This window comes from Actinokineospora lacus, assembly GCF_053813445.1.
Window position 1 is genome coordinate 397,497 of the sequence record NZ_JBQERA010000004.1, and the last position, 22,201, is coordinate 419,697.

At 71.2% G+C, this 22,201-nt stretch carries 19 protein-coding genes; 18 read left to right on the forward strand and 1 reads right to left on the reverse strand.

Features of this window, described 5'->3' with window-relative positions:
* Positions 1-276: 276 nt before the first annotated feature.
* The 4 genes from ACTG9Q_RS12690 to ACTG9Q_RS12705 are packed head-to-tail and all read left to right on the forward strand — an operon-like array spanning position 277 to position 3,004.
* On the forward strand, positions 277-2,124 hold the full coding sequence (locus ACTG9Q_RS12690) for an asparagine synthase-related protein (protein ID WP_455572922.1): 1,848 nt from the start codon (positions 277-279) through the stop codon (positions 2,122-2,124).
* Positions 2,121-2,378, forward strand: coding sequence for a lasso peptide biosynthesis PqqD family chaperone (locus tag ACTG9Q_RS12695; RefSeq protein ID WP_455572923.1), 258 nt, complete (start codon positions 2,121-2,123; stop codon positions 2,376-2,378). Before ACTG9Q_RS12690 ends, ACTG9Q_RS12695 begins: the two co-directional genes overlap by 4 nt.
* 11 nt (positions 2,379-2,389) lie before the next feature.
* Entirely contained in the window at positions 2,390-2,809 is a 420-nt protein-coding gene (locus ACTG9Q_RS12700; protein WP_455572924.1) for a lasso peptide biosynthesis B2 protein, read from the forward strand.
* Positions 2,810-2,863: 54 nt separating this feature from the next.
* Entirely contained in the window at positions 2,864-3,004 is a 141-nt protein-coding gene (locus ACTG9Q_RS12705; protein ID WP_455572925.1) for a lasso RiPP family leader peptide-containing protein, read from the forward strand.
* 132 nt (positions 3,005-3,136) lie between these two features.
* Here the strand turns inward: ACTG9Q_RS12705 and ACTG9Q_RS12710 are convergent, their stop codons facing one another.
* Positions 3,137-3,688 (reverse strand): carboxymuconolactone decarboxylase family protein, encoded by a 552-nt coding sequence (locus ACTG9Q_RS12710; protein WP_455572926.1) that lies wholly within the window; start codon positions 3,686-3,688, stop codon positions 3,137-3,139.
* A gap of 235 nt (positions 3,689-3,923) precedes the next feature.
* Here ACTG9Q_RS12710 and ACTG9Q_RS12715 point away from each other — a divergent pair, with 235 nt between their 5' ends.
* The 14 genes from ACTG9Q_RS12715 to ACTG9Q_RS12780 all read left to right on the forward strand — a co-directional run bounded on the left by ACTG9Q_RS12715 (position 3,924) and on the right by ACTG9Q_RS12780 (position 22,166).
* Positions 3,924-4,805, forward strand: a complete 882-nt coding sequence (locus ACTG9Q_RS12715; protein ID WP_455572927.1) for a lipase family protein — start codon at positions 3,924-3,926, stop codon at positions 4,803-4,805.
* 169 nt (positions 4,806-4,974) lie between these two features.
* Positions 4,975-6,027 carry a LacI family DNA-binding transcriptional regulator gene (locus ACTG9Q_RS12720; protein ID WP_455572928.1) on the forward strand — a complete coding sequence of 351 codons (1,053 nt, stop codon included), beginning with the start codon at positions 4,975-4,977 and terminating at the stop codon, positions 6,025-6,027.
* 207 nt (positions 6,028-6,234) lie between these two features.
* Entirely contained in the window at positions 6,235-7,704 is a 1,470-nt protein-coding gene (locus ACTG9Q_RS12725) for a hypothetical protein (RefSeq protein WP_455572929.1), read from the forward strand.
* Entirely contained in the window at positions 7,701-8,585 is an 885-nt protein-coding gene (locus ACTG9Q_RS12730; protein WP_455572930.1) for a carbohydrate ABC transporter permease, read from the forward strand. Before ACTG9Q_RS12725 ends, ACTG9Q_RS12730 begins: the two co-directional genes overlap by 4 nt.
* A gap of 62 nt (positions 8,586-8,647) precedes the next feature.
* Complete coding sequence (locus ACTG9Q_RS12735) at positions 8,648-9,457, forward strand: carbohydrate ABC transporter permease (protein WP_455573082.1); 810 nt, start codon at positions 8,648-8,650, stop codon at positions 9,455-9,457.
* A 32-nt stretch (positions 9,458-9,489) separates the two neighbouring features.
* Positions 9,490-10,818: an ABC transporter substrate-binding protein gene (locus tag ACTG9Q_RS12740; RefSeq protein ID WP_455572931.1), complete on the forward strand. Its 1,329-nt coding sequence runs from the start codon at positions 9,490-9,492 to the stop codon at positions 10,816-10,818.
* Between the two features lie 114 nt (positions 10,819-10,932).
* The gene (locus ACTG9Q_RS12745) at positions 10,933-12,696 is read left to right on the forward strand and encodes a glycoside hydrolase family 35 protein (protein WP_455572932.1); all 1,764 of its coding nucleotides are present in this window, start codon (positions 10,933-10,935) and stop codon (positions 12,694-12,696) included.
* 225 nt (positions 12,697-12,921) lie between these two features.
* A complete protein-coding gene (locus tag ACTG9Q_RS12750; RefSeq protein WP_455572933.1) occupies positions 12,922-14,250 on the forward strand; it encodes a hypothetical protein in 1,329 nt (442 codons plus the stop codon).
* A 152-nt stretch (positions 14,251-14,402) separates the two neighbouring features.
* A complete protein-coding gene (locus ACTG9Q_RS12755) occupies positions 14,403-15,407 on the forward strand; it encodes a LacI family DNA-binding transcriptional regulator (protein WP_455572934.1) in 1,005 nt (334 codons plus the stop codon).
* Positions 15,408-15,488: 81 nt separating this feature from the next.
* Complete coding sequence (locus ACTG9Q_RS12760) at positions 15,489-17,231, forward strand: beta-galactosidase (RefSeq protein ID WP_455572935.1); 1,743 nt, start codon at positions 15,489-15,491, stop codon at positions 17,229-17,231.
* A gap of 47 nt (positions 17,232-17,278) precedes the next feature.
* Complete coding sequence (locus ACTG9Q_RS12765) at positions 17,279-18,616, forward strand: extracellular solute-binding protein (RefSeq protein WP_455572936.1); 1,338 nt, start codon at positions 17,279-17,281, stop codon at positions 18,614-18,616.
* 6 nt (positions 18,617-18,622) lie between these two features.
* Entirely contained in the window at positions 18,623-19,540 is a 918-nt protein-coding gene (locus ACTG9Q_RS12770; RefSeq protein WP_455572937.1) for a carbohydrate ABC transporter permease, read from the forward strand.
* Between the two features lie 38 nt (positions 19,541-19,578).
* On the forward strand, positions 19,579-20,382 hold the full coding sequence (locus ACTG9Q_RS12775) for a carbohydrate ABC transporter permease (RefSeq protein ID WP_455573083.1): 804 nt from the start codon (positions 19,579-19,581) through the stop codon (positions 20,380-20,382).
* Positions 20,383-20,651: 269 nt separating this feature from the next.
* Positions 20,652-22,166: a DUF4331 domain-containing protein gene (locus ACTG9Q_RS12780; RefSeq protein WP_455572938.1), complete on the forward strand. Its 1,515-nt coding sequence runs from the start codon at positions 20,652-20,654 to the stop codon at positions 22,164-22,166.
* Positions 22,167-22,201 lie beyond the last annotated feature (35 nt).

Genomic DNA, 22,201 nt, shown 5'->3' on the forward strand with positions numbered 1-22,201 from the left:
CCGTCGACCGCCGCACGCCGATGCTGGACCGGCTCACCGATGACGGACATTTCCAAGGTCCGAGCCCGCGCAGGGGTGTAGGTGATGTCGACTTGACGAACTCGCCTTGCGGTTCGCGGTCCACAATGGATGTCGATTGCCCGCGGAATCGTTGCCAGAGTGGCACCATGGCGGCCGCGAACCGATGATGTCAACGTCTCTTTCAACAATCTGCACGGTGTTGAAGGCGTGGCGCGGGGCTCCCTATGGTCGAGAAAGAACGGGGAGGAGGCGTCAATGATCGGGGATGATCTTCCGGAATTCGTGGTTCTCCCGGATTCCGAGCGGGGCGAGGCGCTGTGGCGGTCGTGGAATCCGCTCGCGCCGGGGGCGCGGACCGTGCGCTATCCGTCCGGGCGGCCGTGGATCGTCGGGCGGTGGGATGAGGACGAGGTCCTCACCGTCGCGGTCGGGGAGGGGGCGGTGGCGCTGATCGGGCTGTTCGACGTGACGAAGCGCGGTCTGACCTCCGTCGTCGAACGCCTCCGCGACGTCGGTCAGCTCGACGCCTTCCTCGAGGACTGGCGGGGCAGCTTCCACGCGTTCGCCTCGGTCGGCGGGCGGTTGCGGGCCCAGGGCACCGCATACGGCGTCCGCCGGGTCTACCACGCGGTGGTGGGCGGCGTCACCGTCGTGTCCGACCGCGCGGCCACGCTCGCCCGGCTGACCGGCGCCGACGTCGACCGGGCGTCCCTCGCGACGCGGCTGATGATGCCCACCCCGTACCCGCTCACCGACCGTCCGATGTGGACCGGCGTGCACCCGGTGCGCCCCGGCCGCTACCTCGCGCTGTCGCACCGCGACGGCCGGGCGCGGCTGGTGCGCTGGCACCGGCCGCCGGAGCCGGTCGTCCCGCTCGCCGCGGGCGCCCGCGGTGTGCGCGCCGAACTCGACGCGGCCGTGGCGCTGCGGACCCGCCACGGCGGCCTGGTCAGCGCGGACATGTCCGGCGGCTTCGACTCCACCTCGGTGGCCTTCCTCGCCGCGCGCACCCTCGAACCGGGTGAGCTGATCGTGTGCACCGGCGCCGACCCCACCACCGACGACCTGGCGTGGGCGCGCCGAGGGGCGGCGCACCTGCCCGGCGTCGAGCACGACGTCTTCACCCCCGAGGAGTGGGGGCTGTTCTACGACGGCGTCGTCGACGAGCGCGACCGGTTCGACCAGCCCTGCGGGATCGTGATGACGCGGCGGCGCGCCACGACGGCCGTGCGCCGGATGGCCCGGCGCGGCTCCCGCCTGCACCTGACCGGGATCGGCGGCGACCACCTGTTCCTCGGCCAGCCCGCGCACTACCACGCACTGGCCCTGCGCAGGCCGTGGCTCACCGCGCAGCAGTTGCGCGGCCACCGGGTCCTGTTCTCCTGGCCGTGGCGCGAGCTGCTGTCGGCGATGGCCGACCGGCGCTCGTTCCGCCGCGCCTTCGCCGACATCGACCCGCGCAACACCGCGGCCATGGAGATCACCAGCGTGCGGCTCGCCTGGCAGTACCGGCCCCGCATGTGCGACTGGCTGACGGAGGACTGCTTCGACCTCATCGCCGACGCCCTGTCGCGCGCCGCGGAGGACGCCGAGCCGCTCGCCCCGACCAGGGGACGGCACGCGGAGCTGGAGGCCATCGACATCACCACCCGGGACATGGCCGCCTGGCGCGACGTGCACCGGGAGGCCGGTGTCCCGATCGCCCTGCCGTACTTCGACGACCACGTGATCTCGGCGGCGCTGGCGGTCCGGCCGGAGGACCGGGTCTCGCCCTTCGCCTACAAGGGCCTGCTCGCCACCGCCATGCGCGGCGTGCTGCCCGAGGATGTCCTGGCGCGCCAGACCAAGGCGACCGGCGACACCGCCTGTGCCACCGGCCTGCGCCACCACCGCGAGGAGCTCGCCGCCCTGTGGGACGACTCGGCGCTCGGCGCGGCCGGGCTGGTCGACGCGGGCAGGCTGCGGGAGACCTGCGCGGTGCCGGACTCGCCGGAGCTGGCCGACAACGGCCTGTTCGCCACGCTGGCCTGCGAGACGTGGCTGCGCACGGCCAGTCCCCGGCCCCGCCACACGAGCAGGCGACAGGAAGCAGGTGCGCGGTGATCATCGACTTCGCCGACCACATCGCCATCACCGAGACCGAGTACGGCGTGGTGCTGCTCGACCGCAAGCGCGGGCGCTACTGGAAGCTCAACCCCACCGCGGGGCTCGTGATGAGCACGCTCCGCGACGGCGGCAGCGAGCGGGACGCGGCGCACCGGCTCGCCCAGCGCTTCGACGTCGACGACGAGCGCGCGGCGGCCGACATCACCGCCGTGCTGGCGAGCATGCGCGCCGCTGGGGTGGTCCGCTCGTGACCATCAACATCATGATCCCGAGGGACGCCCGGGCACGGCGGCGTCCGGTGCGGCTGCGGGCGCGCACGCGGGCGGCCATCGTCGGCGCGCGCCTGCTGGTGCGCCTCTCCCCGGACCGCCTGCGCCAGGTCCTGGAGCTCGCCCGGCGCGGCAGCAGGCCCGCCACCGTCGAGGAGGCGGAGCTGGCGCTGGGCTCGGTGCTGTCGTCGAGCCTCGGCCTCAACGCCTACCGCGCCTGCCTGCCCCGCTCCCTCGCCGCGGCGCTGCTGTGCAGGCTGCACGGGACCTGGCCGACGTGGTGCACGGGCGTGGTGCTGTCCCCGCCCTTCGCCGCCCACGCCTGGATCGAGGTGGAGGGCCACCTCATCCGCGAGACCGTCGCCGCGGACCAGGTGGGCAGGCTGCTGGTGGTCCCGCCTGCCGGGCCCTGACCCCCCAGATGTGCCCGCCCACCGGGGCGGGAGACAACGAAAGTGAGGGTGGACATGCGCAACGAGAACATCGACAACGAGAACACCAAGGCGGTCTACGAGCCCCCGACCTTCGAGGAGGCCGGTTCCTTCCGCGACTCCACGGGTTTCGTCGTCGTCATCAAGGGCGACCCGAACTCCCCGGGCTGGTTCTGACCCTGCCCGCCATCGCCGCGGCACGGCACCCACAGCGGGTGCCGTGCCGCGGCACGCGGCGTTCCTGAGTCCCGGTCGCGGTGATGGACAGGCGAACGGGACTATTCGGTCAACGGTCCCGCGTCCCAGTGGTCAGCGGGAGGCGCCGTAGCCGTTCTCGATGATGTGGGCCGCGGCCGCCGCGTAGCGCTCGGGGTCCTCGGGCGCGAGCGTGCCGAGCCCGTCGACGTAGCGGTTGAACATGCAGAACGCCGCCGCGATCAGCACGGTGTCGTGGATCTCCAGGTCGGTCGCGCCCTCACCGCGGGCGGCGTCGACCATCTCCGGCGTGACCGCGCGCCCGGTCTTCTGCACCGCGCCCGCGATGCGCAGCAGCGCCCGCATCTTGGCCGTCACCGGCGCGGAATCCAGGTCGGAGCGCACCTGCTGCACCAGCGTCATGCCCTCGTCGAGCTGCGCGGCGGCGAACGCCGAGTGCGAGGTCGCGCAGAAGGTGCACTCGTTGAGCCCGGAGACGTAGGCGGCGATCAGCTCGCGCTCGCCCGGGGTCAGCGGGTGCGGCTCCCGGCGCAGCAACACCTCGGCCAGCTCGTTGAGCGGCCCGGCCGTCTCCGGCCGGAAGCGCATCGGTCCGTTGATCCCGGGGTACTGCGACTCGTCCACGCCGAGGTCGATGTGGGCCATCGGGCATCCGCTCCGTTCTAAGCAGGGGTTTGCCCCCACCCTTGCGAGCAAGATCGCGTAAAGCAACTCCCGCGCTGCGCCGGTTCACAACCAGAATGGTGAAGGCGGGTGATGCGGCGTCCCCGACGGGTGAACGACGGGCGCGGCCTGTGGCGTGGTGAACGGTGCCCGAGGTAGGCACGGAGGGTGGGCGGCGGTAACGCGGCCGCCGTCGGAATGTGTCGCAGGAGGATGGATGATGTCTGCTCCCACGCTGAACCACCGGGCCACCGGGTATGACGCCCGTCAGGCGTACTGCCTGGCCAAGGCCGCGGAACTGGCCTACGCGGACCGGGACCGGGTCGAGGCGACCGCCGCGGAGTGGGGGTTCGACCGGGTCCGCCACCACCACTCGGCGTTCGAGCCGCCGTTCGCGCTCAGCGACACCCAGGCGTACACCATGGCGAGCCCGACGATGGTCGTGACCGCGTTCCGCGGCACCGAGCCGGTCCAGCTGCGGGACTGGCTCTCGGACACGACCACCCCGCCGTGGCCCGGCCCGGCGAACACCGGCCTGGTCCACTACGGATTCGCCAAGGCGCTGCAGGCGGTGTTCCCCTCGGTGCGCGCGGCCATCACCGAACTGCGCGACGCCGAGCAGACGGTCTGGTTCGCCGGGCACAGCCTCGGCGGAGCCCTGGCGATGCTCGCCGCGGCCTGGCTGCACTTCGAGGACCCCAGCCTCTCCGCCGACGGCGTCTACACCTTCGGCCAGCCCCGCACCTGCGACGGCGGCCTGAGTGATGCCTACGACGAGGCCCTCGCCGGACGCACGTTCCGGGTGGTCAACAACAACGACATCGTCGCCCAGGTCCCGCCCGCACCCGTGTTCCGCCACGTCGCCGCCCTGCGCTACATCGACTCCGCCGGCCGGGTCCGCGAATCCATGCCCGCGGTGTCGAACCTGGTCGACCGTGCCAAGGGGATGACCGCCGACGCGTTCGCCCCCGCAGGCGACGGGATGCGCGACCACCTCATGAAGGCGTACGTCGCCGCCTTGGAGAAGAACCTGCCCAGCGCTGAACCCGGCAAGAAGAACGACGGACCCGGGCCTCAGAGCCGGATCGCCGTCAACTGAGCACCCGCCGTTCGCTCCGCGATCCGCCCAGGTCGCGTCATTGATCCACACCCGTGCCCGACCCGGCCCCACCGGTGCCAGGGCAGTGCCGTCGCCCGATGTTTGCGCAAACAGCAACGCGCTATAGTTACCGCGACGTAGCACCCAGCCTGGGAGGGAGTGGTCCGGCGTGCGTTCGATCCCCGCGGCGGACATCCCCCAGGACCCGCCCGCGCGCCGCTCGCGGCGGGTGTCGATGGCCGACGTCGCCCGCCGGGCGGGTGTCTCGGCGCAGACCGTGTCGCGGGTGTCCAACGGTCACCCGAGCGTCGTGGGCTCGACGCGGGAGCAGGTGCTGACCGCGATGCGGGAGCTGGGCTACCGGCCCAACAGCGCGGCGCGTGCCCTGAAGTACGGCCAGTTCCGCACCATCGGCGTCATCCTGTTCACCCTCTCCACCGTCGGCAACAGCCGCACGCTGGAGGCCATTGTGGACAACGCCGCCGACGAGGGCTACGCCATCACGCTCATCCCCGTGGCGGTGCCCACTCAGGACGGTGTGATGGGCGCGTTCACCCGCCTGGGAGAACTGGCCGTCGACGCCGTCATCGTGATCATGGAGGTGCACCTGCTCGACGCCGCCACGGTCACCCTGCCCATCGACGTCCCGGTGGTGGTCGTCGACTCCAACGGCAGCGACCGCTACGGCGTCGTGGACACCGACCAGGCCGACGGCGCCCGGCAGGCGGTCGACCACCTGCTCGAACTGGGGCACCACACCGTGTGGCACGTGGCGGGCCCCGAGCACTCCTACGCCGCCGAACACCGCGCGGCGACCTGGCAGGAGACCCTCGAAGCGGCAGGCCGCCCGGTCCCCCCGCTGCTGCGCGGCGACTGGTCGTCGGAATCCGGGTACCGGATCGGCCGCGCCCTGGCCGACGAGCCGGGCTGCACCGCCGTGTTCGCCGCCAACGACCAGATGGCCCTGGGCATCCTGCGGGCGTTCCACGAGAAGGGCTTGATCGTGCCGCGCGACATCAGCGTGGTCGGTTTCGACGACCTCCCCGACTGCGTCTCCTTCATCCCGCCGCTGACCACGATCCACCAGGACTTCACCGAGGTCGGCCGCCGCTGCGTCGACCGCGTCCTGCGCCAGGTCCGCGACGACCCGGTCGAGCCGGGCACCTCCCTGGTCCCGACCCGGCTGGTCGTGCGCCACAGCACGGCACCGCCGCCAGCCTGACCGCGCGCGCCCGGAACAACACCGCAGTACACAAATACTGGACACCCGCGTGTGTGCCAGGTTACAGTCACATCACCGATGTTTACGTAAACATGACTCCGCACCTGGAGCATCCGGTCCCGCAGGCGGTCGAAGTTCGGCCCACACCCTGGTGAATCCCTGCCTTCTTTTGTCGCACCCCACGGCGACTCCGCCAAGGAGAAACACATGATCAACCGCAGAACCGTGCTGGCCGCGGCAGGTGCCGCCGCCGCGGCGGGGGCACTCGGCCCGAGCATCGCCCGCGCCGACGCGACCATCGGGGTCAACCCCGGCGTCACCCACGGCACGTGGGAGGGCTGGGGCACCTCGCTGGCGTGGTGGGCCACCGTGTTCGGCGACCGGGACGACTTCGCCGACCTGTTCTTCACCACCAGGACCGTCACCTACAACGGGGCGGCGCTGCCGGGTCTGGGGATGAACATCGCGCGCTACAACCTCGGCGCGTCCAGCTGGAACACCGTCAACGGCGCGGGCATGGCCGCCTCGCCGAACATCCCGCGGTTCAAGCAGGTCGAGGGCTTCTGGCAGGACTGGAACAACGAGGACCCGAACTCCTCGGCGTGGAACTGGGCCGCCGACGCCAAGCAGCGCGCCGCGCTGGTCAAGGCCACCCAGCGCGGCGCGGTCAGCGAGCTGTTCGCCAACTCGCCGATGTGGTGGATGTGCCTGAACCACAACCCCTCCGGCGCGGCGAACGCCGCCGACACCAACCTCCAGCCGTGGAACCACCGCCAGCACGCCCACCACCTGGCCGTCACCGCCCGCCGGGCCCGCGACCAGTGGGGCGTGAACTTCCGGACCGTCGACCCGTTCAACGAGCCGTCCTCGGCCTACTGGCACGCCAACGGCACCCAAGAGGGCTGCAAGATCGACGCCACCACCCAGCGCAGCGTCCTGGCCCACCTGCGCACCGAGCTGAACCGCCAAGGCGTGGGCGGGATCGGGATCTCCGCCTCCGACGAGACCAGCTACGACCTCGCCCGCACCACCTGGAACAGCTTCGACCCGACCACCAAGGCGCTGGTGCGCCAGGTCAACGTGCACGGCTACCAGGGCACCGGCGGCCGACGCGACCTCCTGCACAACGACGTGCGCGCGGCGGGCAAGGTCCTGTGGAACTCCGAGCACGGCGACGGCGACGGCTCGGGCATGCAGACGGCCCGGTGCCTGCTGCTCGACTTCCGCTGGCTCCGGCCGACCGCCTGGTGCTACTGGCAGGTCATGGACCCCACCGCGGGCTGGGGAGCCATCCGCTACGACGGCAGCACCCTGCGGGCGGGCACGGTCGAGACCAAGTACTACGTGCTCGCCCAGTTCACCCGCCACATCCGGCCGGGCATGCGCCTGCTCGACACCGGCAGCGACCTCGCCGTCGCCGCCCACGACGCCACCGCGCGCCGCCTGGTCATCGTGGCCGCCAACGCCGGGGCCGCGCAGACCCTGACCTTCGACCTGTCCCGCTTCGGCCAGGTCCTCGGCGGGACGGGCGGACTCGTGCCCCGCTGGTCCACCGTCCCCGCGGGCGGTGACCGCTACACCCGGCGCGACGACACCCGACTCGACGGCAAGTCCCTCCGAGTCCCGTTCGGCGCCGGACAGGTGCAAACCCTGCAGATCGACGGCGTGGTGGTGTGAAGGCCGCCCGCCGCGGGCGCACCGGCCGCCGCGGCTGGCTGTTCGTCGCGCCGTTCCTGGTCGTGTTCGCCCTGGTCTTCCTGGCGCCGATCGCCTACGCGCTGTGGTTGAGCCTGTTCCGGGAGCAGGTGTTCTTCGGCGGCACGGAGTTCGTCGGGCTCGCCAACTACGCCCGAGTCCTGACCGACGCGAAGTTCTGGGAGTCCTTCCTGCGGGTGCTGCTGTTCCTGGCGGTCCAGGTGCCGGTCATGCTGCTGCTGGCGCTGGGCGCGGCCTTGGCGGTCGACAGCGCGCGGCTGCACGTCGCGGGCTTCTTCCGAATCGTGATCTTCCTGCCGTACGCGGTGCCCGGGGTCGTGGCGGTGCTGATGTGGGGCTTCTTCTACGACACCAACTTCGGCTTGGCCGGGGACCTGAACGAGCTGCTCGGGCGGCGGGTGGTCGAGCCGCTGTCGGGCGAGTGGGTCCTCGCCTCGATCGGCAACATCGTGACGTGGGAGTTCGTCGGCTACAACATGCTGATCCTGTACTCGGCGCTCAAGATCGTCCCCAGGGAGCTGTACGAGGCCGCCGCGATCGACGGCGCCGGGACGCTGCGGACCATCCTGGGCGTCAAGCTGCCCGCGATCCGCGGCGCGCTCCTGATCGCGACGATCTTCTCGATCATCGGCAGCTTCCAGCTGTTCAACGAGCCCAACATCCTGAGATCGCTGGCGCCCAACGTGATCAACACCTTCTACACGCCGAACATGTACGCCTACAACCTCTCCTTCGGCGGCCAGCAGTACGACTACTCGGCCACGGTGGCGATCGTCATGGGCGTGCTCACCGCGATCATCGCCTACGTCGTGCAGCTGCGCGGCACGCGGAAGGGCTCGTGAGCACCGTGGCCACCACCGGTTCCTTCCGCAGGCCCCACAGGTCGAAGGCCCTGACCATCGTGATGTCGGTGTACCTGGTCTACACGCTGGCGCCGCTGGCCTGGCTGCTGATCAGCTCGACCAAGACGCAGCAGGACCTGCTGTCCACCTCGGGGTTGTCGTTCGGCGGCACGTTCGCGCTGTTCGACAACATCGCCGACACCGTCACCCACGACGGCGGCGTCTTCCTGCGCTGGCTGGGGAACACGCTGCTCTACGTGGTGGCGGGCGCGGGCGGCGCCACCGTCCTGGCCACCGCGGCGGGCTACGGCCTGGCCAAGTACCGCTTCCGCGGCCGGAACGCGGTGTTCGCCGTCCTGCTCGGCGCCATCGCCATCCCCGGCACGGCACTGGCGGTGCCCACGTTCCTGATGTTCAGCGACCTCGGCCTGACCAACACGCCGTGGGCGGTCATCATCCCGTCGCTGGTCAGCCCGTTCGGGCTCTACCTCATCTGGACCTACGCCGCCGACGCGGTGCCCGACGAGCTGCTGGAAGCCGCCCGCATCGACGGCGCGGGAGAGGTCCGGATCTTCGTCACCGTCACGCTGCGGCTGCTGGTTCCCGGCATCGTCACGGTCGCGCTGTTCGCCGTGGTGTCCACGTGGAACAACTACTTCCTCCCGCTGATCATGCTCAGCGAGCCCGACTGGTACCCGCTGACCGTGGGCCTGAACCAGTGGAGCGCCCAGGCATCCGGTGTGGCCGCCCAGCCGATCTACCACCTGGTGATCACCGGCTCGGTCATCACCGTCGTCCCGCTCGTCGTCGCTTTCCTGCTGCTCCAGCGCTTCTGGCAGTCAGGGCTGTCCGCGGGCAGCGTCAAGCAGTAGGTCTCTCCACCGCCGCGAAAGGACACCCAACCATGTCAACCACCAGGGTGGCCGTAGTCCTGGCCACCGCCATCGCCACCGCGCTTTCCGCCTGCTCATCGGGCACCGGTGGCACCTCGCCGGGCGGCGCCCAGACGCAGGACGCGGTCGAGGCCGCCCTGCGCGACGGCGGCGAGATCACCTACTGGAGCTGGACCCCGTCGGCCAAGGCCCAGGTGGAGGCGTTCCAGGAGGAGTACCCGAAGGTCAAGGTCAAACACGTCAACGCGGGCACCGGCAACGACCACTACACCAAGCTCCAGAACGCGGTCAAGGCAGGCTCCGGCGCACCCGATGTCGCCCAGGTCGAGTACCAGGCGCTCCCCCAGTTCGCCCTGACCGGCGCGCTGGTCGACCTCGCCCAGTACGGGTTCGGCGAGTTCGAGTCCGACTACACGTCCTCGACGTGGAACTCGGTGAAGGTCGGCGGTGGGCTGTTCGCCCTGCCGCAGGACTCCGGTCCGATGGCGCTGTTCTACAACAAGCAGGTTTTCGACCAGCACGACATCGCCGTGCCCAAGACCTGGGACGAGTACGTGGCCGCGGCCGAGAAGCTGCACGCCGCCGACCCGACCAAGTACATCACCTCCGACACCGGCGACGCGGGCTTCACCACCAGCATGATCTGGCAGGCAGGCGGCAAGCCGTTCACCACCGAAGGCAAGTCCGTGACGATCAACCTCCAGGACGACGGCGCGAAGAAGTGGACGTCGACCTGGAACAGGCTGGTCGAGCGGAAGCTGCTCTCCACCATCCCCGGCTGGTCCGACGCCTGGTACAAGGCGCTGGGTGACGGCACCATCGCCTCCCTGGCCACCGGCGCGTGGATGCCCGGCGTGCTGGAGTCCTCCGTCAAGGACGGCGCGGGCAAGTGGGCCGTGGCCCCGATGCCGACCTACGACGGCAGGCCGGTGACCGCCGAGAACGGCGGCGGCGGCCAGTCCGTGCTCAAGCAGAGCGCCAACCCGACCCTGGCCGCGGGCTTCGTCCGGTGGCTCAACAACGGCAACGGCGTCAGGACATTCCTGGGCAGCGGCGGTTTCCCCGCCACCACCGCCGACCTGGGGTCAGCAGAGTTCAAAGACAAGGCGTCGGCCTACTTCGGCGGTCAGAAGATCAACCAGGTGCTGACCGACGCCGCGGGCCAGGTCGCGGAGGGCTGGAGCTACCTGCCCTACCAGCTCTACGCCAACAGCGTCTTCGGCGACACCGTCGGCAGGGCCTACCTGGACTCCGCCGACCTCGACACCGGTCTCACCGCCTGGCAGACGAGCCTGGCCGACTACGGCAACCAGCAGGGTTTCACCGTCAGCACGGGCTGAACGACGGCCGGTGTCCCGCCGGGGGTACCGGCCGTTCGGCGGCCTTCCTGGAAGGAAGCGTCATCTCCGCCCTGCCCTGGTCCACTGTCGAGCTGCGCGCCACCGGAGGCGACCGTGCCTGAGTTCACCATCGGCGAGCGGGACTTCCTGCTCGACGGCCGACCGTTCCGCGTGCTGTCCGGCGCGCTGCACTACTTCCGCGTGCACCCCGACCACTGGGCGGACCGCATCGACAAGGCGCGGCGGATGGGGCTGAACACCATCGAGACCTACGTCCCCTGGAACGCCCACGCGCCGACCCCGGACACCTTCGACCTCACCGGCGGGCTCGACCTCGGCCGCTTCCTGCGCCTGGTCGGCGAGGCCGGGATGACGGCCATCGTGCGACCCGGCCCCTACATCTGCGCCGAGTGGGACAACGGCGGCCTGCCCGCCTGGCTGTTCCGCGACCCCGCGGTGGGCGTCCGCCGCGCCGAGCCGCGCTACCTCGCCGCCGTCCGCGACTACCTCGACCGCGTCTGCGAGGTGGTCGGGCCGCTGCAGGTCCAGCACGGCGGTCCGGTGATCCTGGTGCAGGTCGAGAACGAGTACGGCGCCTTCGGCGACGACAAGACGTACCTCAAGACCCTGGTGGAGTACACCCGCGACGCCGGGATCTCCGTGCCGCTCACCACCGTGGACCAGCCCACCCACGACATGCTCACCGCCGGGAGCCTCGACGGGCTGCACCTGACCGCCTCGTTCGGCTCGCGCAGCGCCGAGCGGCTGGCGACGCTGCGCGAGCACCAGCCGACCGGGCCGCTGATGTGCTCGGAGTTCTGGATCGGCTGGTTCGACCACTGGGGGGCGCACCACCACACCACCTCCGTCGAGGACACCGCGGCCGAGCTGGACGCCCTGCTGGCGGCGGGCGCCTCGGTGAACATCTACATGTTCCACGGCGGCACCAACTTCGGGTTCACCAGCGGGGCCAACGACAAGGGTGTCTACCAGCCCACCGCCACCTCCTACGACTACGACGCCCCCCTGGACGAGGCGGGCAACCCCACCGCCAAGTACCACGCCTTCCGCGAGGTCATCGCCCGCTACCACGACGTGCCGGACGAACCGCCACCACCCGCGCGGCAGGCGCCGTCCTTCACCCTCCCGCTGGGCGATCCCGTCCACCTGCTCGACGCGCCGCGGCGATGGGGCACCTGGCGTCACCACGGCGCCCCGCCGACCTTGGACGAACTCAGCCCGACGCCGCGCCTGGCCCTGCTGCGCACGCGGATCTCCCACCCCGGACCGGCCGTCCTCCGCTTCGGCGAGGTCCGCGACCGCGTGTCGGTGTTCCTCGACGGCCAGCCAGTCGGCACCCTGCTGCGCGAACACCACCAGCGCGCCCTCGGACTGCGCCGCGCGGAGGGCGAGTTGGTGGTGCTGGTGGAGGACCAGGGACGGGTCAACTACGGTCCGCGCATCGGCGAGCCCAAGGGCGTCATCGGGGGCGCGACCCTGGCCGGGGAGTCCCTTGTGGACTGGGACGTGCTCCCCCTCGACCTGGGCACCCCGCCCACGCCGTGGGCCGACAACCCAACGGACTCCGCCACGCTCGGCGATTCCGTCGCGGGCCCGGTCCTCCTGCGCGCGGAATTCGACCTGGACGCCCCCGCCGACCTCCACCTGGACACCGCGGGCTGGGGCAAGGGTGTGGTGTGGGTCAATGGTTTCCCCCTCGGCCGCTACTGGTCCCGCGGCCCCCAGCGCACGCTGTACGTACCCGGCCCCGCACTGCGCCAAGGCACCAACGAGCTGGTCGTCTTCGAAACCGACGCCATGACCACCACCACCGCCCGGTTCGTGCCCACCCCCTCCCTCGGCCACACCGAGGAGTGACGCACCCGGCCGACTTCACCCCGTCGGGGAGAGTCGGCCGAGCCCGCGGTGCCACAACGACCCGTTCTGGGCAGGGTGACCGGCCGCCAGAAGGCGACAGTTCCAGGACACAGTGGCCCTCATCTGTCACACCTCGGGTGAACGGGGCGATGTGATCACTGACGCGACCGTCAAGCGTCGCGGCCCCCCGCGCGGAGCGCACGGTCGAATCGTGGAGGTGTGGTCATGGTCAAGAGCTTGCGGCTGGGCTTGCTCGCCGATGTGCTACCCCCTCTCCTGCTGGGGGTGGGAGCGATCGCTTCCTTTGGCCTGTGGACCTCGTGGGTCGCGTGGGCCGCGGTGGTCATCGCCACCGCGGTCTCCGGGGCGCTCGGGCTGGGTGTGCTCTTCCTCCTGCTGGGCGGGCTGACGCTGGCGGGCCGCGCCCGGCTGGTGGCCGACGGCGTGCTCTACGGCGCCCAGGCGGTGACCCGGGTCGACGTCGTGGCCGCCAGCCTCTTCGGGATCGGGCTTGCCGCCATCGCCTACGCCCGCGCCAGGCACGCGCGGACACGGGCCCAGACCGTGAACACGCAGGACCCGGGAGAGACCGCGGCCATCAGGCAGCCCTCCGGGTGGATCAACGACCGGCTCTCGGCGATCACCGCCATTGTCAGCGCGGGCGCCCTCGTGATCTCGCTGATCAACCTCTTCGTGCCCGTGCAGTTGCCCACCCGCCCGAAGGCGGCCTGCCCTGGCGCGCAGGACCGCGCCGCCCCGTACGTGGGCATCACCTCAGGTGAGAACGGCAACAACGGCCGGGCAGGGCCGTCGGTGTCCTACCCGGCCATCGGCCGGTTCCCCCGCGACTGCACCATTGGCTTCTCCCACTACTGCGTCGGCGAACCGCTGCGCGATCCGCAGGGGACCATCGAGAACGTTCAGCGCTGGCGCACCAGCAGGTGGCTCGTCGTCGCCAAGCAACCTGTCGGGTGGAAAGCCGACCTGGCGAAGTTGCTCTCCGGAGAGGACCCACGGGCGCAATACATCACCGACGCGACCATCACCCCCGCCACCTCCTACGAGAACCTGCCCTACCTCGGCGATGACAACTGCCCCGGCGACTACCGCCTCCCCGCCGCGGCGGAGATCTCCGACGCGGAACTCGGCCAGGGGATCCTCAAGGCCACCGCCGACCGCGCGGTGAACATGGGTTTCGCCGTCTGGATCCCGCCAGGTGAGGCCTTCATCGATGACGGCAACACCTACCACCAGATCTTCGACGGGAACCGCGAGGTGGGCGAGAACCCCGGCTCCACCCAACCGGACGGCAGCAAGAAGGTCGTGTGGGGCCACACCGGGCATCTGCTGCCGGAGAGGCCCGCACAGCCCGCGACGGTCGTGGTCATGGCCATCCCATGCATCACCGACAACATCCCCGCCGACATCGGTTTGGCGGCGGTCGCCGAGTACGACATCGGCTCCCGGCCCCAACCGCGGCGAACCCCCGCCATCCCCGCGGGTTACGACGCCGAACGACTCGCGCGGGCGGCCTGCCAGACCAACGCCGTCTGAACGGAAGCGGCTGCCGTCTGGTTTCAGTCCATTGGCCACGCGGGTCCGGACGGTCCTCCGCGACTCACCGGGCCGTCGCACCGTTGGATCGCCTGCGCCCGGAAGGTGTCGGGGCTAGGCTCACGGCCACGACGGCTCGGAGGGACGACGCGGTGGGACACGAGGGGGTGGACCCGCCCGCGCGGGCGACCATCGAGGACGTCGCGAAGGCGGCGGGGGTGTCGCGGCAGACGGTGTCGCGGGCGCTGAACGACATGGCGGAGATCAGCGCCCAGACCAGGGCCAGGGTGCTCGACGCGGCGGCGGCGCTCGGCTACCGCCCGAACATGTTCGCCCGGGGCATGAAGACCCGGAAGTCGGACATGATCGGGTTGATCGTCTCCGACATCGCCAACCCGTTCTACCCCTCCGTCGCGCGCGGGGTGTTCGACGCCGCGCGCGAGCACGGGTGGAACGTCGTGCTCTACAACACCGACGCCGACCGGGGCCGCGAGCGCGCGGCGCTGGTGGACCTGGTCGACCGCGGCGCCCAGGGCGCGGTGGGGTTCTTCTACGCGACCCCCGAGGCTGACCTCGTCGGGTACACCTCCGCGCTGCCGCTGGTGGTGGCCGACCGCACGCTGCGGGACCCGGCGCTGTCGGTCGTCAGCGCGGACTTCGCGGGCGGGACGGCGACGGCGGTCGAGCACCTCGTCGCCCGCGGGCACCGGGCGATCGGGATGCTCGACAGCAGCGTCGGGCTGGCCGTCGACGAGCGGCGCGAGGCGTTCGTGGCGGCGATGGCCCGCCACGGCCTCGACCCCGACGGCGCGGTGGTGGTCGGGTCGCCCGACGTGGCGGGTGGGGCGGCGGCGACCAGGAGCCTGCTGGCGGCGCGCCCGACGACCGCGATCTTCGGCTTCAACGACCTGATGGCGCTGGGCGCCGTGCGGACGCTGCGTGAGCTGGGCCTGGGCGTGCCCGAGGACTGCGCGGTCATCGGCTTCGACGACCTGGAGTTCAGCCAGTACGCCGATCCGCCGCTGACCACCGTCCACTCGGACAAGCACGAGCACGGGGCGCTCCTGGTCCGCGTGCTCGCCGAACTGCGCGAACAGCCGCGCTCCCCGATCAGGATCAGCATGCCGGTCCGCCTGGTCGAACGCGCCTCCGGCTGAGCCGCCCTTGACGGGACCGGGACCAGCCCCTACCGTCCCGTGAACGTTCACGGGAACCTTCACGACAGGGATGGTGGGCCGGTGTTCGAGGTGGTCGACGACGGGTTCACGCTGGACGGCGCGCCGTTCCAGGTCCTGTCCGGCAGCATGAACTACTTCCGGGTCGTGCCGGAGCAGTGGCGGACGCGGCTGGCCTGGGCGGCGCACCTCGGCCTGAACACGGTCGAGACCTACGTGCCGTGGGCCGTCCACGAGCCCGCCAGGGGCGAGTTCCGGTTCACCGGCCGCGAGGACGTGGTGGGCTACCTCGAAACCGCGGCCGAGGCCGGGCTGCGCGCGATCGCCCGCCCCGGGCCCTACTCGTGCGCGGAGATGGACTTCGGCGGGCTGCCGTCCTGGCTGCTGCGCGACGGGTGCGCCGTCCGCGGCGCCGACCCGCGGTACCTCGATTCCGTCGCCCGCTGGTTCGACCAGGTGCTCCCCCGGCTGGTGCCGCTGCAGCACGACCGCGGCGGGCCGATCATCGCGATGCAGGTCGAGAACGAGTTCGGCGCGGTCGGCCGCGACGACGCCCCCTACCTCGACTGGCTGTTCACCGCGATGCGCGAGCGCGGTGTCACCGTCCCGCTCATCACCAGCGACCAGGCCGACGCGGGCATGCAGTCCCGCGGCGGGCACCCCGGCGCCCTGCGCACGGTCAACTTCGACACCGGGGTGGGCCGCGCGCTCGCGGTGCTCCGCGAGCACCAGCCGACGGGGCCGCTGATGTGCACGGAGTTCTGGAACGGCTGGTTCGACCACTGGGGCGAGGCCCACCACCGCCGCGACGCCGACGACGCCGCGGCGGACCTGGCCCGGCTGCTCGCCGCCGGGGCGTCGGTGAACCTCTACATGTTCTGCGGGGGCACCAACTTCGGCTTCTCCAACGGCGCCAACCACGAGGGCCGGTACCAGCCGACGATCACCTCCTACGACTACGACGCCCCGCTGAGCGAGCACGGCGTCCCCACCGCCAAGTTCGAGCGCTACCGCCACGTCCTCGCCGCGCACACGGGTCTGCCCCCGCGCCCCCGGCCGCCGCTGCCCGGCGTGCTGCCGGAGACGGCGGTGCCCGTCGAGCCCGTGGCGGGCTGGCCGCGCATCCGGGCCGCCCTGGGCAAACCCGTGCCGATGACCGCCCCCGCCACGATGGAGGCGCTCGGGCAGGACTACGGCTTCATCTCCTACGAGTTCGGCGTGAACGGGCCCGGCACGCGGCGCCTGAGCGTCCCCGGGGTGCGGGACCGCGCCCAGGTGCTGCTCGACGGGGTCGAGGTGGCCGTCCTCGACCGCGAACACGGTGTCCACGACGCCGAGCTGGTGATCCACGGCGCGCGGTCGACGGTCGAGCTGGTGGTGGAGAACCTGGGGCGGGTGAACTACGGCGAGCACCTGGTCGACCGCAAGGGCGTCCTCGGCGACATCCTCGTCGACGGCAGGGCGGTTCGGGACCTGCTCGCCGTGCCGATGGACTGGGGCGCTGCGCCCGAGACGCGCGACCCGGCGCCGCCGGAGCGGGTTTCCGGGCACGGGCCGGTCCTGCACCGGGGTGAGTTCACTGTGGACATACCCGCTGACTCCTTTGTCGACACCGACGGCTGGACGAAGGGCGTCGTGTGGGTCAACGGCTTCTGCCTGGGCAGGTACTGGAACCGCGGACCGCAGCGCAGGCTCTACCTGCCCGGCCCGGTGCTCGTCCCCGGGACCAACAGCGTCGCCCTGCTCGAACTGCACGGGACGACGGCCCGCGCCATCAGCCTGCGACCCGAACCCGATCTCGGCTGATCTCCCTCCCCGCTGATGACAGGAACCGGCTGATGACAGGAACCGCGATGAAGCGCTCCGCACACCGAATCCGGCACCTCGTGGCCGCCGCGCTCACGGCCGCGCTCACCACCACCGCGTGCGGCGCCGACAGCTCCGCGCCGGGGACGGCCGCGGACTGCGCGCCGTCGCAGGGCCCTGTCGAGCTGACCTTCTGGAGCTGGCTGCCCGGCGTCGACAAGGCCGTCGCGGCCTGGAACGCCGCCAACCCGGACATCCAGGTGCGGGTGGACGTCACCCCGCAGGGCAACCAGGGCACCTACGCCAAGATGTTCACCGCGCTGAAGGCGGGTGAGGCGCCCGACCTCGGGCAGGTCGAGTTCGACAACCTGCCGGGTTTCCGCGTGCAGCAGGGACTGCGCGACGTGGCCGCCTGCCCCGGCGTCGCCGAGGCCGCGCCGCGGTTCGTGGACTGGACGTGGGCGCAGGCGGGCTTCCAGGGCGACGGGGTGTTCGCCATCCCGCAGGACACCGGCCCGCTGGCGCTGTTCTACCGCAAGGACCTCTTCGACAAGCACGGGATCGCCGTGCCGAAGACGTGGGACGAGTACGCCGCCGCCGCCCGCCAGCTCAAGGCGGCGGACCCGAAGGCCGCCATCACCCACTTCCCGCAGAAGGACGTCAACTGGTTCGCCGGTCTCGTCTGGCAGGCGGGCGGCAAGTGGTTCCGGCTCGACGGTGACGCGTGGACGGTGGACCTGGCCGACCCGGCGTCGCGCAAGGTCGCCGACTACTGGCAGGGCCTGCTCGACGACGGCCTGGTGGTCAACCTCCAGGGCTTCTCCGAGTCCTGGAACAAGGCGCTGGACTCGGGGACGGTGGCGACCTGGGTCGGCGCCGCGTGGGGCGCGGGCACCCTGGAGGCCGCCGCGCCGTCGACCAAGGGCAAGTGGGCCGTGGCGCCGCTGCCGCAGTGGGCGGCGGGCGAGGCCGCGTCGGGCAACTGGGGCGGGTCGACCACGGCGGTGCTCGCGGGCACCGAGCACCCGGCGGAGGCGGCGGAGTTCGCGATCTGGCTCAACTCCTCCCCCGAGTCGCTGGCGATCCTCACCGCCGAGGGCGGCATCTACCCGGCCGCCAAGGACGCGCAGGAGGGCCTGGCGCCCTCGGGCGACCTGGCCGCGTTCTTCGCGGGCCAGCAGTACTACGACATCTTCCGCGACTCCTCGGCCCAGGTCGGCCAGGACTTCGTGTGGGGGCCCGCGATGGAGCAGACCTACGGCCACGTCCGCGACGGTTTCGGCGCGGCACTGGGCGGGTCGGGCACCCTCGCCGACGCGCTCGCCGCCGCGCGGCAGAAGACGATCACCGAGCTGGAACGGCAGTCCATCCCGGTCCGGAAGTAACGGGCCATGGTGACCACCCGCGTCCGGCCTCGGGCGCGGCCCAACCGAGGGCAGGCCCGGCACCGGACCGCGCTCCTGTTGCTGGCGCCGTTCGCCATCGGGTTCGCCCTGTTCTACCTCGCCCCGGTCGGCTACGCGGTCGTGAAGAGCTTCTTCGCCCTGCGGCGGGAGTCGACCTACTCCGCCGCCGAGGAGGTCTTCGCCGGGCTCGGCAACTACAGCGCGGCGCTGGCCGACGCCGGGTTCACCGCGTCGCTGGGCCGGGTGCTGCTCTTCGGGGCCGTGCAGATCCCGGTCATGCTGGGCCTGGCGCTGGCGCTCGCCCTGGTGCTGGATTCGGGGGCGGTGCGGCTCGTGCGCTTCTTCCGGCTGGGCATCTTCCTGCCGTACGCGATCCCCGGCGCCATCGCCGCGATCATGTGGGGCTTCTTCTACGCGCCGAACCTCTCCCCCATCAACCAGGTGCTCGCCCCGCTCGGGCTGGAGCCGGACCTGCTCTCCGGCGAGGTGATCCTCTACTCGATCGCCAACATCACGACGTGGACCTTCACCGGCTACAACATGCTGATCCTCTACTCGTCGCTGCGCGCGATCCCGCCGGAGCTCTACGAGGCGGCCCGGCTGGACGGGGCGTCCGGCTGGGCGATCGCGTGGCGGATCAAGGTGCCGCTGATCGGCCCGTCCCTCGTGCTCACCGGGGTGTTCTCGATCATCGGCACGTTCCAGCTGTTCACCGAGCCGCAGGTCATGGCCTCGGTGTCCACGGCGATCGGCAGCGCCTACACGCCGTCGATGGCCGCGTACTCGCAGATCTCGGCGCAGAACTTCGGGCTGGGAGCGGCCATGAGCGTGATCGTCACCGTGCTGATCGGGGTGCTGTCGGCGGTGTTCTTCCGGGTGACCCGCGACCGGGCGGCGCTGTGAGCGCGCCCGTGCCCAGGGCGCTGCTGCCCACCGCGCTGATGGCGCTGCCCGTCATCTACTTCCTGGCCCCGGTCGTGTGGCTGGTTTTCGCGGCCACGAAGACCAGCGGCGACCTGGCCACCACGTTCGGGCTGTGGTTCGGCGGGGAGAACGCCATCGGCGACAACCTCGGGCGCACCCTCGCCTACGAGGACGGCCTGTTCCTGCGGTGGTTGGCCAACAGCGCCCTGTACTCCGTCGGCGGCGCCGTGGCGGCGACCGCGCTGTCGGCGATGGCCGGGTACGCGCTGGCCAAGTTCGCCTTCCGCGGGCGTGAGGTGGTGTTCGGGGTGGTCCTGGCGGGCGTCCTGGTGCCGCCGACCGCGCTGGCCGTCCCCCTGTTCCTCATGCTCGCGGGCGCGGGGCTGACCAACACCGTGTGGGCGGTCCTGCTGCCCAGCATGATCAGCCCGTTCGGCGTCTACCTCGCCCGCGTCTACGCGGCCGCCTCGGTTCCCGACGAACTGCTGGAAGCGGGCCGGGTGGACGGCGCGAGCGACCTCCGTCTTTTCTGGACGGTCAGCCTGCGCCTGATGGCCCCCGCGCTCGTCACGATCTTCCTGTTCCAGCTCGTCGCGATCTGGAACAACTTCCTCCTCCCCTTGGTAATGCTCGCCGACGACGACCTCTACCCGGTCACCCTCGGGCTCTACGCGCTCAACAGCCAGCTCACCAGGGACCCAGGGCTGAAATCGATCGTCGTCACCGGCTCCCTGCTGTCCATCATTCCCCTGGTCATCGCCTTCATCCTCCTGCAACGCTACTGGCGCTCCGGTCTGGCGGCCGGAAGTGTGAAGGCCTGATCCGGACACAGTGGTCGGTTGAATCAGCACTGACCAATTCCCACCACTGTTGCATACCACTGGCAGCAGTATGGTGAATAAGATTCCTTGTTCTCTGGGTGAACCGGATCACGTTCGGCTCCGAATTCCCTCCAGTCCGTTCTTCGAACGGCGGATGTGCCCAGGACCACGGCCGCCCTTCGGCGGCCCAGGAGGGATGGAGCATGACCCCACAGAACCCCGCTCGCCGACGCGGGCGGGCGGCTGCGGCGTTGATCGCGGCAGGAACGATGGCGCTGACGTCGGCGGTGGTCGGCCTGGTGCCGGGCGCCACCGCGTCGAGCCACCGGGAAGCGCCGCTGATCGCCGGAGACCCGGCGGCCGACAACACCGACGTGTACGCGTTCGTCAGCCCGGACGCGCAGGACACGGTGACGCTGGTCGCCAACTGGTACCCCTTCCAGGAGCCCAACGGCGGCCCGAACTTCTACCCGTGGGCGACCGACGCCCGCCACGACATCAACATCGACAACGACGGCGACGCCGAGCCGGACCTGACCTACCGGTGGACCTTCCGCACGCAGGACCAGCGTGGCAGGAACACCTTCCTCTACAACAACGGCCCGGTCACCTCGCTGGACGACGAGAACCTGCTGTTCCGGCAGACCTACACGCTGGAGCTGATCAACCACCACGGGCCGGACAAGACCCTGGTGCGCAACGGCCGGGTCGCGCCGTCCAACACCGGCGCGGCGTCCATGCCCGACTACGGCACGCTGCGGAACCAGGCCATCACGAACCTGCCCGGTGGCGGGAAGGTCTACGCGGGCCAGGCCGACGACCCGTTCTTCCTGGACCTGCGGGTGTTCGACCTGCTCTACGGCGGCAACCTGTCCGAGGTCGGGCAGGACACCCTCGGCGGGTTCAACGTCAACACCGTCGCGCTGCAGGTGCCCAAGTCCCAGCTGGCCCTCAAGGGCAGGACCGATCGCAACCCGGTGATCGGGATCTGGTCGGACACCGAGCGGCAGTCGATGCTGGTTCGCCCCGGCGAGCAGCGCGCGTTCGGCCCGTGGGTGCAGGTCTCGCGCCTGGGCAACCCGCTGGTCAACGAGGTCGTGGTTCCCGCGGGCCTCAAGGACACCTTCAACTCGCTGGAGCCCAGGCGCGACGCGCGCGTGCCCGAGCTCGTGCAGCGGGTGACCAACCCGGAGCTGCCGCGCCTGATCGAGGCGATCTACGGGCTGCCCGCGCCCGCCACCCCGCGCAACGACCTGGTGGAGATCTTCCTGACCGGGATCACCACCAAGGCGGGCGGGCCGATCAAGGCCGATCTCAACTCGCAGTTGAACAACGCCGACGTCAGCGCCAACCGGTTCCGGCCCTCGGAGCAGCTCCGGTTGAACATGGCCGTCCCGGTGGCGGCGTCACCGGACCGGCTCGGCGTGCTCGCGGGTGACCTGCAGGGCTTCCCGAACGGGCGCAGGCTCACCGACGACGTGCTCGACATCGGTGTGCAGGCGCTGCAGGGCGCCGCGGTGACCGGCATCGTCGACGCGCTGGCCGCCGGTGACGGCGTCAACGCCAACGACAAGCCGTTCGGCACGGTGTTCCCGTACGTCGCGCTGCCGGGCGGCACCTCGGTCAACCAGACCGGGTCCTCCGGGGAGGTCGTCGTGCCCGCCGCCTGGTTCGGCACGTTCCCGTGGCAGTCCGCGCTCAGCGGACTGGCCGCCGCGGTGCTCATCGGGTCCGGCGTCTGGCTCTACCGCCGCCGCCCGGAGACCGCACCCGTCCTCGGCTAGCCACCACGCCCCGGGGACCCGCCAGGTTCCCGGGG

Excerpts from the sequence above, each read along its gene's own strand:
- ACTG9Q_RS12690 (WP_455572922.1), top strand. The coding sequence starts at position 277 with ATGATCGGGGATGATCTTCCGGAATTCGTGGTTCTCCCGGATTCCGAG.
- ACTG9Q_RS12700 (WP_455572924.1), top strand. The coding sequence starts at position 2,390 with ATGATCCCGAGGGACGCCCGGGCACGGCGGCGTCCGGTGCGGCTGCGG.
- ACTG9Q_RS12705 (WP_455572925.1), top strand. The coding sequence starts at position 2,864 with ATGCGCAACGAGAACATCGACAACGAGAACACCAAGGCGGTCTACGAG.
- ACTG9Q_RS12710 (WP_455572926.1), bottom strand. The coding sequence starts at position 3,688 with ATGGCCCACATCGACCTCGGCGTGGACGAGTCGCAGTACCCCGGGATC.
- ACTG9Q_RS12715 (WP_455572927.1), top strand. The coding sequence starts at position 3,924 with ATGATGTCTGCTCCCACGCTGAACCACCGGGCCACCGGGTATGACGCC.
- ACTG9Q_RS12725 (WP_455572929.1), top strand. The coding sequence starts at position 6,235 with ATGATCAACCGCAGAACCGTGCTGGCCGCGGCAGGTGCCGCCGCCGCG.
- ACTG9Q_RS12735 (WP_455573082.1), top strand. The coding sequence starts at position 8,648 with ATGTCGGTGTACCTGGTCTACACGCTGGCGCCGCTGGCCTGGCTGCTG.
- ACTG9Q_RS12740 (WP_455572931.1), top strand. The coding sequence starts at position 9,490 with ATGTCAACCACCAGGGTGGCCGTAGTCCTGGCCACCGCCATCGCCACC.
- ACTG9Q_RS12750 (WP_455572933.1), top strand. The coding sequence starts at position 12,922 with ATGGTCAAGAGCTTGCGGCTGGGCTTGCTCGCCGATGTGCTACCCCCT.
- ACTG9Q_RS12765 (WP_455572936.1), top strand. The coding sequence starts at position 17,279 with ATGAAGCGCTCCGCACACCGAATCCGGCACCTCGTGGCCGCCGCGCTC.
- ACTG9Q_RS12770 (WP_455572937.1), top strand. The coding sequence starts at position 18,623 with ATGGTGACCACCCGCGTCCGGCCTCGGGCGCGGCCCAACCGAGGGCAG.
- ACTG9Q_RS12775 (WP_455573083.1), top strand. The coding sequence starts at position 19,579 with ATGGCGCTGCCCGTCATCTACTTCCTGGCCCCGGTCGTGTGGCTGGTT.
- ACTG9Q_RS12780 (WP_455572938.1), top strand. The coding sequence starts at position 20,652 with ATGGCGCTGACGTCGGCGGTGGTCGGCCTGGTGCCGGGCGCCACCGCG.